The sequence below is a fragment of the Pseudomonas sp. TREG-RG-20F-10-E-6-01 genome (assembly GCF_022662455.1).
GTDB lineage: Bacteria > Pseudomonadota > Gammaproteobacteria > Pseudomonadales > Pseudomonadaceae > Aquipseudomonas.
The window spans coordinates 1,319,299-1,331,352 of record NZ_JAKNQP010000001.1; the positions used below are offsets into that span (position 1 = coordinate 1,319,299).

Annotated in this window: 12 protein-coding genes; 6 read left to right on the plus strand and 6 right to left on the minus strand. The window is 60.4% G+C overall.

Going from position 1 to position 12,054, the window contains the following annotated elements; all coding sequences use genetic code 11:
* The first annotated feature begins 54 nt into the window (after positions 1–54).
* Positions 55–579 (plus strand): SET domain-containing protein-lysine N-methyltransferase, encoded by a 525-nt coding sequence (locus L8K08_RS06245; protein ID WP_242195002.1) that lies wholly within the window; start codon positions 55–57, stop codon positions 577–579.
* Here the strand turns inward: L8K08_RS06245 and can are convergent.
* The gene (gene can, locus L8K08_RS06250; protein ID WP_010213394.1) at positions 576–1,220 is read right to left on the minus strand and encodes a carbonate dehydratase; all 645 of its coding nucleotides are present in this window, start codon (positions 1,218–1,220) and stop codon (positions 576–578) included. The two genes, L8K08_RS06245 and can, sit on opposite strands and share 4 nt — an antisense overlap.
* Before the next feature lie 139 nt (positions 1,221–1,359).
* Here can and L8K08_RS06255 point away from each other — a divergent pair, with 139 nt between their 5' ends.
* Positions 1,360–1,764, plus strand: a complete 405-nt coding sequence (locus L8K08_RS06255; protein WP_242195005.1) for a serine kinase/phosphatase — start codon at positions 1,360–1,362, stop codon at positions 1,762–1,764.
* A 119-nt stretch (positions 1,765–1,883) separates the two neighbouring features.
* Here the strand turns inward: L8K08_RS06255 and rimI are convergent, their stop codons facing one another.
* On the minus strand, positions 1,884–2,336 hold the full coding sequence (gene rimI, locus L8K08_RS06260) for a ribosomal protein S18-alanine N-acetyltransferase (protein ID WP_003188286.1): 453 nt from the start codon (positions 2,334–2,336) through the stop codon (positions 1,884–1,886).
* Positions 2,329–3,072 (minus strand): energy transducer TonB, encoded by a 744-nt coding sequence (locus tag L8K08_RS06265; protein ID WP_145165603.1) that lies wholly within the window; start codon positions 3,070–3,072, stop codon positions 2,329–2,331. Before L8K08_RS06265 ends, rimI begins: the two co-directional genes overlap by 8 nt.
* Before the next feature lie 187 nt (positions 3,073–3,259).
* Here L8K08_RS06265 and mksB point away from each other — a divergent pair, with 187 nt between their 5' ends.
* Genes mksB through mksF form a run of 3 tightly spaced genes read left to right on the plus strand, consistent with a single transcriptional unit; the run spans position 3,260 to position 8,071 of the window.
* The gene (gene mksB, locus L8K08_RS06270; protein WP_145165474.1) at positions 3,260–4,537 is read left to right on the plus strand and encodes an Mks condensin complex protein MksB; all 1,278 of its coding nucleotides are present in this window, start codon (positions 3,260–3,262) and stop codon (positions 4,535–4,537) included.
* The gene (mksE, locus tag L8K08_RS06275) at positions 4,527–5,234 is read left to right on the plus strand and encodes an Mks condensin complex protein MksE (protein WP_145165472.1); all 708 of its coding nucleotides are present in this window, start codon (positions 4,527–4,529) and stop codon (positions 5,232–5,234) included. Before mksB ends, mksE begins: the two co-directional genes overlap by 11 nt.
* Complete coding sequence (gene mksF / locus L8K08_RS06280; RefSeq protein ID WP_106578505.1) at positions 5,231–8,071, plus strand: Mks condensin complex protein MksF; 2,841 nt, start codon at positions 5,231–5,233, stop codon at positions 8,069–8,071. The genes mksE and mksF overlap by 4 nt, the downstream gene beginning before the upstream one ends.
* Positions 8,072–8,242: 171 nt before the next feature.
* Here mksF and L8K08_RS06285 read toward each other — a convergent pair whose 3' ends face one another.
* The 3 genes from L8K08_RS06285 to L8K08_RS06295 are packed head-to-tail and all read right to left on the minus strand — an operon-like array spanning position 8,243 to position 11,808.
* The gene (locus tag L8K08_RS06285) at positions 8,243–10,546 is read right to left on the minus strand and encodes an MlaD family protein (protein WP_106578504.1); all 2,304 of its coding nucleotides are present in this window, start codon (positions 10,544–10,546) and stop codon (positions 8,243–8,245) included.
* Positions 10,539–11,162, minus strand: coding sequence for a paraquat-inducible protein A (locus tag L8K08_RS06290; RefSeq protein ID WP_242195008.1), 624 nt, complete (start codon positions 11,160–11,162; stop codon positions 10,539–10,541). The genes L8K08_RS06285 and L8K08_RS06290 overlap by 8 nt, the downstream gene beginning before the upstream one ends.
* The gene (locus tag L8K08_RS06295) at positions 11,149–11,808 is read right to left on the minus strand and encodes a paraquat-inducible protein A (RefSeq protein WP_242195010.1); all 660 of its coding nucleotides are present in this window, start codon (positions 11,806–11,808) and stop codon (positions 11,149–11,151) included. The genes L8K08_RS06290 and L8K08_RS06295 overlap by 14 nt, the downstream gene beginning before the upstream one ends.
* Before the next feature lie 42 nt (positions 11,809–11,850).
* Here L8K08_RS06295 and L8K08_RS06300 point away from each other — a divergent pair.
* Positions 11,851–12,054: hypothetical protein (locus L8K08_RS06300; protein WP_242195013.1), on the plus strand; the 204-nt coding region annotated here is incomplete at its 3' end.

Genomic DNA, 12,054 nt, shown 5'->3' on the forward strand with positions numbered 1-12,054 from the left:
AAGACTGGCAGTCAGACAACTCAGTAGGTCGATGCAGCCTAGGCCAGGAGAGTTATGAAAACTCAAGCCATGGATAAGGCTAAAACCAGCACAAAGGACTGCCTTTACCCTTTCAAAACCCTGCTTTTTGAGCCGGGCTATCCTTCGACCGAGCAATTTCTGCCCATTCAGGACGCTAACGGATTACCCGCCGGGGTCAAGGCGCGCATCGCCTTTGACAGCCGTGTGCGCATCGCCAAGGTTTCCGGCTATGCCGTGGGTGAGCGGCGCCCGCATACGCTGCAGCTGTCGCCCCGTATCCACTTGTATGACTGCTGGTTCTGCGGCCTGCTGTTGCACTCCTGCGACCCGAATGTGTTTTTCGACACCACAGACCTGGAGCTCTGGACCGTACAGCCCATCGCTGCCGGCACCTTGCTGACGCTGGATTACGCCAGTACCGAGGACGCGCTGCCCCAGCAGTTCGCTTGCCTGTGCGGCGAGCTGAACTGCCGGGGCTGGATCACCGGCAGCCAGGAGCCGTTAAACAGCGAAGGTCAGGCGTTCATGGCCCGATGGCGTGAACGCAAAAGACCTTAGGCTTCGCCCAACGGGCGCAGGCGGTATTGCGGCGGCAACTGCTCAAAACCACTGATGGTGGTGTTCAAGCTCTTCCAGCGGCCATCCTTGATGCCATAGATGCAGCCATGAATCGACAGGCTCTGCCCACGGTGCCAGGCGTTTTGCACAATGCTGGTGTGGCCGACGTTGGCCACCTGCTGAATCACGTTCAGCTCACAAAGGCGATCGACGCGCTCTTCTTCGGTCGGCAGCTGCGCCAGCAGGTCACGGTTTTCGTAATAGAGATCACGAATAGTGCGCAGCCAGCCGTCGATCAGGCCGAACTGGCGGTCCTGCATCGACGCACGCACACCGCCGCAGCCATAGTGGCCGGTGACGAGGATGTGTTTGACCTTGAGCACGTCGACTGCGTACTGGATCACCGACAGGCAATTGAGGTCGGTGTGCAGCACCACGTTGGCGACGTTGCGGTGCACGAACAGATCACCCGGCAACATGCCGACGATCTCGTTGGCCGGTACGCGGGCATCGGAGCAACCGATCCACAGGTATTCCGGGGTTTGCTGGCGGGCAAGCTTGGCGAAGAATTCGGGATCTTCCTGTTTGATCGCGTCCGCCCAGCGTTCGTTGTTATCAAGCAGGTCTTGTAGTTCGTTCATCAGGGAAAGCCTCAGGAATGATGCGCAGCTGTGTGACAGACAACCGCTCGTCCGGGTCACGCCAAGCCGTAATTAGCTTGAATCTTTAGGGCGCCGTGCCTGTCCACACACTATAAGCCCCACAGTATGAGGATTGGCCATGACTGAATCACGACGTCCCTACGGCGCTACGCAGCCGGAACCGATTGATGACAACGAAGACCGCATGGGCTCGATACGCGAGCTGGATTTCGACGAGGAAGAACCGACCGCGGAAATCGGTGATGAGATCCCGCCGGGAGAGCGCGAGCAATTGATGCCCGACGAACGGGTGCGCGAAGCGGGCATGACTGGCGCTTCGACGGCGGACCATGAGCCGACTGATGATGATATGAGCCCGGAAACGCTGATCCATGAGGACGGTGCGCGGGATGCGCGGGAAGAAGGCGAGGATAATCCGGCGGATTACGATCTGAGCATCGTCGATGAAGATGAGATTGGTGGCGGCAATGGCCTGGATGAAGCCGAGTTAGCCGATATCGATCCGGTCGACGGCAACCGCTGATACAGCGCGGTTCAAAATGTGGGAGCGGGCTTGCTCGCGAATGCGATCGTTCAGTCAGTAAATCTTTGACTGATACACCGTATTCGCGAGCAAGCCCGCTCCCACATTGGCTTCTGTATTCAGTCCACTAACGTGCAGGCCATAACGACCGCATCTTCGCGGCCACCCACGGCGGGGTAGTAATCGCGCCGACGGCCGATCTCATTGAAGCCGTAACGCTCATACAGGCGGAACGCCCCCGTATTGCTGTCGCGCACTTCCAGGAAGCATTCCCGGGCATTGGCGGCATAGGCGCGGGACATCAAGTGTTCCAGCAACGCCAGGCCCAAGCCACGGCCCTGGTTTTCCGGCTTGACGGTAATGTTCAGCAGATGCGCCTCATCGAGGATGATCTGCACCACGCCGTGGCCTACCTGCTGCTCACCTTCAAACATCAACCAGATCTGGTACTTGCCCAAGCCGTCGAGAAAAATCCCGCGGGTCCACGGATGGCTGAACGCCGCGTATTCAATCTTCAGTACAGCGTCGAGGTCCGCCTCGGTCATTGGGCGGAAAGATAAAGCTTCACTCATCGGTACTTTTCCAGCGCGCCATCAGCCGGCGCATGGCTTGCCATACATCAGCCTTACGCTGTGGCTCTTCCATTAATAATTCCAGGCCCGGCAGGGCCCACACCGACCCAAGGCCCTCGACCTGCAGTTCACGGTACCAGGCCTCGGCATTCGCCTCGCCGGCAAACCGCACGGCGGGCAGGCCGATCAGCCACAGGCACACGCATGGCTCGTCTTCGAGGCGCGCCGAAACAAAACCTTGCACAAAATCCCGCGCGGCTTCCGGGCCCTGGTCCATGTTGCCACGCACCAGCAGCGGCCAGCGCACCGGGTCGCCGACGATTTGCGGGCTGTCGGGCAAGCCGGCAGCGCGCAGCATGTCCTTGAGCAACATGTAGGCCGGGTCGCGGGTCTGGAAGCGCTCGCCTGTGGGTAACTCCACCAATAGCAGGCAACGCCCGGCCCGCAGCAATTGCAGGGCAAAGCGCGGCGGCGGCACCACGGGCGCCTTGGCTACCGGCGCAACCGTTTCGGCCACCACTGGCTTGGCCATTGGCGCCGGGCGCGGCACTTCGACCTTCGCCCGCTCGACGACAGGGCGCGATTCGGGCGTGGGCTTGACCACGGCCACCGGCGCAGCCGCCTCTTCCCCCGACACGTCAAACGCCTCATAAGGCTCAAGCGCCTGCAGCAGCTCGGGCCGCGACGGGGCGGCAAACGGCAGTTCGGTGCGGGGCAGCCAGTTGACCACCTGCATGGCGGTCAAGTAAGCGCGACGTCGGGACTCGATAAGCACAGCTCGGCCACTTGTGGATAACTAAAGAGCGGGGATTCTACCGCTGTTCGGTAACAATCGCCCACTGCGCACTGACCGGCTGTGGATAAATCCCGCGCCTGATGCAGTACAATCGCGACTTTTAATCGCCAACCAGCCGGCCATTCCCATGATCGAACCCAAGCGCGTCCTGCGCGCCCTCGCCGAACACTGGGCCTTACTTGAGCCACTGTGCGAACACTTCGACCAAGGCACCTTGAGCCTTGGCGAACTGCGCGCGCAACTGGCCGCCCAACAACTGGACAGCACGCCCCAGGACATCACCAGCCTGCTGGACGTGTGGATTCGCCTGGATATCCTGGTGCCTGTCGCCAAAAGCCCGAACCGTTTCGAGCTCAACGCACAGATCCACGACTTCCTGGCCTATCTTCGCAAGGAGCACCGGCTTGGCCTGTGCCTGGAAATTGAAGCCTACCTGCGTCACCTTGAGCGCCTGGCCGGCTACATTCAGGACGCTTTCGACATCCGCGATGGCCACGACCTGGCCCGCCAGCTGCGCCTGCTGGACATGCGCGTACGCGATGTATTGAAAAAACTCGCCAACGATGAACAAGCCCTCGCGGCCGTGGCCGACCGCGCCAAGACCAGCGACCGGCAGATCCCGTTGCGCCAGCGTTACGCCGAAGTGCTGGCGACCTGGGACGAATACGTCGAGCCGATGATCCAGCTGGTGAACGCCGACGGCGCCTTCGAGCAAGGCGTGCGCAAGGTCGAAAACGTGCTGTTGCGCATGCTGACCGAGCAACAACGCCTCGGCCACCTGGTCGATGACGACATGCTGCTGCGCACCCACGCGCGCATCCTCGAAATGCAGACCAGCGCCCAACTGACCTTGCGTCATGCGCGCGAATTGCTGCTGCCGCTGCGTGAAGAAGCGCGCCGGCACAACGCCGTGACCCGTGGCGCCGCGCTGGCCTTGTCGGCCATCCGCCGTAAAGGCCTGGACGCCGTGCCGCAAGCGGCGATGCCGATGTTCACGCGGCCGCAAAGCACCTTCCTCGGCAGTGCCAGCCAGGTCGAGGCGTATGTGTACGCGCTGGCGAATTTCGAGCCGAAACCGGCGCGCTTCCCCAAGGCGCACAAATCCCACAAGGGCGACGCCCAGCGTGCACCGCGCACGGTCAAGGAAATGCTCGAGCGCTGCGAAGACGCGCTGCCGATGCCAGACCTGATGACCTGGCTGCTGGAGCAGGAACCGGACGGCGCCACCGACGAATTGTTGTACTGGTTCTCACGCCTGTCCCGTGAAAAACGCTTCAAGCGCGAACGCCTGGAACGCCGCGATTACCACACACACGAGCACCAGGTCAGCCTGCGCTCATTCGCCCTGCTCCCGGCCGGCGCTGATATGGCCGAGAATTCTGCGAGTACACCTCATGCATCTTGATCTATCCGAACTGTCCCAGCTGGCGCCGATCTTTCGCGAGCTGTTCAAGGGTTACCACGTCAGCCGCCGCGACCCGGAGCTGTACGCGCAACTGTCAAACTTCCAGGACCAGTACCGCACGCTGTTCAAGGCGCTGGGTTTTGAACTGGTGTGCGATACACGCGGCTTCTATTACTTTGTGCCGGACTCGGCGATTGCCAGCGCGCAAGTGAACAAGACCGCCCAGCGCCTGGCGCTGTTCACCTTCATCCTTGTCGAGCACCTGGCCGACCAGGGTCGCGACCCGATCGCCGTGCTCGACGGCGGCAGCCTGGGCCGTGACGAATTGCCGTCGTTGCTGGAGAAGTACCGCGACCTGTTTATCCAGGCCGAAGTGCAGACCCAGGAAGAACTTGAAGAAAAAATCATGCGCCGTATGACCCAATTGGGTTTTGCCAGCGAAGACAACGGCGTGTATCGCTTCCTGCCGCCGATGCACCGTTTCCTCGACGTGTGCCTGTCGGTGCAGCAGGACCGCGACCTCGCCGCCAGTGTGCACAGCGTGCTGCCCTTGCCGGTGCCGGTGATCATCGACGAAGACAGCGATGAAAAACTGCTCAAGACCGACGATCCGCTGGACTTGAGCGACTTTGACGAAGAAAGCGAAGAAGACGCCCTGGCCCGCGCCATTGCCGAAGAACAGGAGACCGACGCATGAGCAAGGAACGCTACGGCATCCGCCGCTTCGCCCTATTGAACACCGCCGGTTACAGTTTGGGCCTGTTCCCGCTGGAAGAACCGCTGTCGGTGTACGGCGCGAACAACCTGGGTAAATCCGCCTCGATCAACGCCCTGCAGTTCCCGATTCTGGCGCGCATGTCGGACATGAGTTTCGGCAAGTACACCCTGGAGCAATCGCGGCGCTTCTACTTTGCCACCGACACCAGCTACATCCTCGTGGAAGTCTCGCTGCCCCACGGCCCGCACGTGATCGGCGTGGTCGGGCGTGGCCCCGGCGGTGGTTTCGGGCACCAGTTCTTTGCCTATGCCGGCAAGCTGGACCTGGCGCATTACCAGAAAAACGACACCTGCCTGCGTCAGAAAGAGCTGTTCACCAACCTTGAGCGCGAAGGCCTGAAAGCCTACGAGCTCAAGCCGGACGAACTGCGCCGCTTGCTGGTGGGCGGCCACACGTCGATCCCGCTGGACCTGACCCTGATTCCACTGCGCTCTACCAGCGAGCAGAGCCTGAAGACCTTCCGCGCACTGTTTATCAACCTGCTGCACATGCGCGAAATCACCGCCGCCAAGCTCAAGCAATTGTTCCTGGATGCCTTCGAACACAGCCTGCGTTCCGGCAGCGTGGACTACATCGCGGCGTGCGAAGAAGCCTTCCGCGATGTAAGGCGCATGGAGCAGGATTACAACTCGCTGGTGGCGGCCGGTCCGTTGGTTGAGGCGTTGGCCAACGGCGTTCGGCAGCGCGATGTTTTGCGCGGCAAACTGCATCGCCTGTCGCCCTTGCTGGATTCGTTGCTGGGTACCTGGTCGGACTACGCCAGTGCGCGCAAGGAAGAGCTGACGATCCAGGCCGAGCATTACCGCAATGAGCAGGACGCGCTGCAAAACGATCAGCGCGGTGGCACCCAGGAGCTGATGCGCCTGGAGCGCGAAATCAGCGGCATCCAGCGTTGGCTGGGCGAGCTGTCGGTGCTCAAGCATCGCTTCGCCCTGGTGGATGACGTCAAGGTGCTGGAGCAGCAGCTGCTGGCGGCCAAGGATGCTCACGATGAATTGGCGGGCGCCCTGGCGCAGTCGCGGCAGTTCAGCGCCGAGGATTTGGACGAGCGCTTGCGCGATCTGGAAAAACGCTTGAAGTCGGTCAAGCAGCAGCTCGACCACGCGGACAACAACAGCTACGCCAAACTGCGCGAAGAGTTTTCGCAGCAGGATGTCGAGCGTCTGATGCGCCTGTTCAACAGCTCGTTGTTCAGCCTGCCATTGGGCGAGCACGGCATCACGCTGGATGAGGACGGTCAGTGGGTCAAATCCCTGGAGCAGATCCTCGACGGCTTCAAAGGCGAGCGCTTCGAAGTGCCGGGGCTGTCCATCGACATCTCGCACATCGAGCCACCGGCGTTGCAGGCCCTGGCGGACCGCGCGGCGTTGCGCGACCAGAAAGAGCGCCTGGAAAAAGAACTCAAGCAACTCAAGACCCAGCAGGCCGTGGCCTCCGACCGCGCAGCGAGCAAGACCCAGACTGAGGCGCTGTACCAGCAAGTGCTGGATGCGCAGAAGGCACTGGAAGACTTCCGTCGCGCCCAGACCCTGAGCGCTGAAGAAGGCGAGAAGCTGGAAAACCTGGCGCAAATGGAAGCCGCCCAGGATGAGTTGAAGCGCTCCAGCGACGCCTTCACCGAACGTGTGCAGCAACTGTCGGCCAAGCTGCAATTGGTTGGGCGCCAGATTGGCGACATGGAAGCCAAGCAACGCACGCTGGATGACGCGTTGCGCCGTCGCCAGCTGCTACCGGCAGACCTGCCGTTCGGCACGCCGTTCATGGACCCGGTCGATGACTCCATGGATAACCTGCTGCCGCTGCTCAATGACTATCAGGACAGCTGGCAGGGTTTACTGCGCGCCGATGGCCAGATCGAAGCCTTGTATGCGCAGGTTCGCCTTAAAGGCGTGGCCAAGTTTGACAGCGAGGATGACGTCGAACGTCGCCTGCAACTGCTGATCAACGCGTATGCGCACCGCACTGACGAAGCCCTGACCTTGGGCAAGGCACGCCGTGCAGCCGTCACCGATATTGCGCGCACCCTGCGCAATATCCGCAGCGACTACGACAGCCTGGAACACCAGTTGGCCTTGTTCAACCGCGAGATCAACAAGCGTCAGGTGTCCAACCTGCAAAGCTTCCGCATTGTGCTGGCGCCGAACAAGGAAGCCCTCAAGCATATCGATCAGATCATCCACAGTGCCGGTCAGTATGAAGAAGGCGAGACGTTGTCGGTGTTTGACCTCAGCCAGAGCGCCGAGCAAGACAACAAGAACGAGGAAGCCAAGGAGTACCTGGCGCGCCTGGTAGCCGCCAACCATAACCAGTTGGGCCTCAAGGACCTGTTCGAGCTGGCGTTCGAGATCACCAAGGTGCATGGCCAGCCGGTGATTCACACCGACATCGACGGCGCGGCATCCAACGGCACCACCATGACCATCAAGGCGCTGACCAACATGTACTTGTTGCTGCACTTGATGGACCGTGATCAGGCCGGGCGTGTGCGTTTGCCGTATTACCTCGATGAGGCAGCGGACATCGATGAGAAAAACCAGGCGGCGCTGCTGGAAACCAGTTTGCAGCTGGGTTTTGTGCCGATTCTGGCCAGTGTGAAGCCGCAGGTGTCCGCCCAGGTGGCGATTGACCTGGAAGGTGGCAGTGGACCGAACGGCATCTACATTGACGAGGCGGACTGGAAGTACATCCGTCGTCACGATGCGGTGAAGGCGACCGTGAATGTGCAGGCGGATGAGCCGGAGCTGGATGAGGTTTGATCCACTGAGCTGAAATGCACAAAGGCCCCTGGGTGAGCATCCAGGGGCCTTTTTTTTCGCCTGTTATGGCCTCTTCGCGGGCAAGCCCGCTCCCACAGGTGAGCGCATTTCTACAGGATAAATGCGCTTGAATGTGGGAGCCGGGCTTGCCCGCGATGGCCGCGCCTCGGTTTACTTGCCGAGCGAAATCTTAGGCGCCCAGGTCAGCCATTCATCTTCAAACTTGTCGAACAGCGGGAAGGTCTGCTGCGGCCGGGCAGCATTGCCCATACGCTCGCCGTCTGGCGTGGCGAAAGCGATACCGCCGGCGACCAGCGTCTCCAGGGATTCAGTGCGCACTGTCGCGCCTTTGAACAGGCCGAAGTCGAGACCGAAACCGCTGGTGTTCCAGAAGCGGCTGCCGCTGCGCACCAGTGGCGCGTACTTGGGCTCGATCAAGATATGGATCAGCACGCGGTCGGCGGTCTGACCCAGCTCGTAGCCGGTGACTTTGCCGACGGTGACCTCACGGTAGGTGACCGGAACGCCTTCCTTCAACGAGCCACGGCGTGCCGCGCTGAGTACCAGGCTCAGGCCTTCCTCCTGACGGGCCGCCTCCGGTGGCTTGTCCAACGCAACGAAACTCTTTTGTGGGCCGGCGTTTTTCGCGGATGGCTGCACCTCGATGTACTGGCCCGTGACCAGGGTTTCCAGGTTCGAGGTTTTCATCAGGCCCAATTCAGGCTTGACCACCCAGAACTGGCTGCCGGCGCGGGCGATCCGATCGGCCACTTGGGTGATGCGCGCGCTGAGCAACACCGACTGCATATCTGCACTGAGGTCGACGCTCTCGATCTTGCCCACGTCCAGGCCTTTGAAGCGTACCGCGGTGCCGGGGCGCAGGCCGTCGGCGCGATCGACCTTGATGGTCACCAGCGTGCCGTGTTGATTGGCGGCTTCGCGATCAGCAAACAGACGGAAGCGCGGGATACGTTTTTTCAGCGGCACGTTCGGTTCCGGGGTCTCGAAGGCAATACCGCCGGCCATCAAGCTGGCCAGGGATTCACTCTTGACCTGGATGCCCCCGGTGAGCCCGCCCGTCAGCGTGACGCCGCTGGCATTCCAGAAGCGCGTCGAACCGTTAACCAGGTTTTCGTATTCCTTCTCGATGTGAACACCGATCACCAATTGCTTGTTCTTGCGCGAGAACTGGTAGCTCTGTACCGAACCCACCTTGACCTGTTTGTAGAGGATCGGGCTGCCGACATCCAGCGAGCCGAGGCTGTCGGTGAACAACACCATGTGCAGGCCGGGGGAACGCAGGTCCAACGGTGGTGCCTTGGCCCGAGCGACGAATTCGCGCTGCGGCGCACTGCCTTTGTCGCCAGGGCGAATGGCGATGTAGTTACCTTTGACCAGCGCTTCCAGGCCAGTGATACCGGCAAGCGAGATGGACGGTTTGACCACCCAGAACTGGGTGTCTTGCACCAGGTAGTCTTCGGCAAGCGGGTCGAGGGTGAGCTCGGCATTGGCGCTGGACAGGTCGGGGTCAATCTTCAGGGTTTTCAGGCTACCGACCTGAATACCTTTGTACATGACCGGTGTGCGCCCGGCCTGCAGACCTTCGAAGTCGGTGAGTTTGACCTTGACCTTGAGACCGGCCGCCGCTGCGTCGAAGTCTTCGTATAAGCGAAACGGCAGGCTTGGATCGGTGGGAGGGCTGTCCTTGCGGTTCTCGGGTGTAGCGAAAGCGATGCCGCCGGCAACGATGCTCGAGAGAGACTCGCTGCGCACCTTCACGCCGGAGAGGTTGGCGTCGATGCTGATGCCGCTGGCGTTCCAAAAGCGCGTATGTTTGCGCACCAGGCTGGCGTAAGTGGGCTCGATGTAGACCTTGATCTCGACCGTACTCTGGTCTTCGGACAACAAGTAGCTTTTGACCTGGCCAACCTGAATCTGCTTGTAGAACACCGGGCTGCCACGGTTGAGCGAGCCCAGGCGATCGGCCTTGATGGTCAGGTGCAAGCCGGGCTTGGCGTCGGATAAAGGCGGCTCTTCGGAAAGGGCCTTGAATTTGCGGGACGGCTCGCCGTCTCCAGGGCTGGCGGCGATGTAGTTACCCGAGACCAGGGTTTCCAGACCGGTGATACCGGCGAGGCTGACACTGGGTTTGACCAGCCAGAAACGGGTGTTGGTCTTGAGGTATTGCTCCACATCCTTGTTCATCTCGATGGTGGCGATCACCCCGCGATTGTTGCCCTCGTCGTCCAGGGCCAGGGTCTTGACCTTGCCCACGGGCATGCCTTTGTAGACCACTTCGGTCTTGTTGGCCTGAATGCCTTCGCCACTTTCAAAGCGCACCTGGATCTCGATGCCTTGTTGGGAATAGGCACGCCATCCCAGCCAACCACCGATGATCAGGGCTATCAGGGGCAACACCCAAATGGCCGACCAGTTGGAGGCCGGGCGGGTTTTAGCTTTTGGCAAATCACTCATGGTCGTCGTCCGACTCCGTGTTGTCCCAAATCAGTCGGGGATCAAAAGTTACTGCGGCAAGCATCGTCAAGATCACCACACTGGCGAACGCTGCAGCACCGAGATTAGCCTCGACACTGGCAAGTCGCCCAAAGTTAACAACCGCTACCAGGATGGCGATCACGAAGATATCCAGCATGGACCAGCGGCCAATGAATTCGATAAAGCGGTACATGATAATGCGTTGTTGTGCGGACAGCGGCTGGCGACGCTGCACCGAGAACAACAGCAGGCCAATGCCCACCAGCTTGAATGTCGGTACAAGAATACTGGCAATAAACACCACAGCAGCAATGGGGAACATGCCGTGCTGCACCAGCTGGATCACGCCGGCCATGATGGTACTTGGATCGCCCTGGCCAAGGGAGTTAACGGTCATGATTGGTAACAGGTTGGCGGGGATATACAGGATCGCCGCCGTGACCAGTAACGCCCAGGTACGCGTAAGGCTGTTGGGACGACGGGCGTGGATCAGCGCACCGCAACGGGTGCAGAGCTGCTCATCGGTGTCGGCCTCTTGCTTGTTCAGCTCGTGGCATTCGGTACAAATCAGAATGCCTGCATCAATCGCCCGCATGATCATCCTCTCCTGACAACGCTTGCCAGATCTGGTGGGGCGACATCACCACCTCAAGCAGCACCTGAACCATTAATAGACTGATGAAACAGATAAGCCCCAGACCGACCGTGATGGAGGCCATGTCGGCGAGTTTGACGATCGCCACGAGCACGCCCATCAGGTAGACCTCCAACATTCCCCAGTCTTTCAAGTGATGGTAAATGCGGTAGAGCAATAACCCATAGCTGCGGCCGATCTTCCAGCGAATGCTCAGCAGCACAGCCAATTGGCAGAGCAATTTGAGCAATGGGATGCCCATGCTGCACAGAAACACCACTGCGGCGACGCCTTGCATGCCGGTATCGAACAGACCTACAACGCCGCTCCAAACGGTGTCCTCTGAGGACTGCCCGAGTAGATTGAGCTGCATGATGGGTAAAAAGTTCGCAGGGATGTACAGCAATAACGCGGCAATTACCAAGGCGAGGCTTCGCTCAACGACATTGTAGCGGTGAGCATAGAGCTCGTAACCGCAGCGTGGGCATTGAGCCTTTTCGCCTCGAGCGAGCGTGGGCTTGCGCATCAGCAAGTCGCACTCATGGCATGCCACCAGATCGTCCAGGGGTAAATCCGACACCGCTGGGGTATCAACCGGATCGGGCATAGTTAGGGCTCGAACTCTAAAAAAGGTTAGGTGCCTATTCTAATGGTCTGGTTCAGAAATAACTGTGCAAATTTGTCGGCCGGGATTGAGCCGCTGGTCGAGGGGGCGGTCGCGGCATGCGGCGCGAATAACGGGATGACGGAGCGTCCGCTGATATTGGCGATCTCGGGGAGAAGGTTGGGCTTTCGCTCGATATCAGAACGTTCGCGTTATTCGGAGAATGCGCGTTTTGCTGGCGTTCGTTGC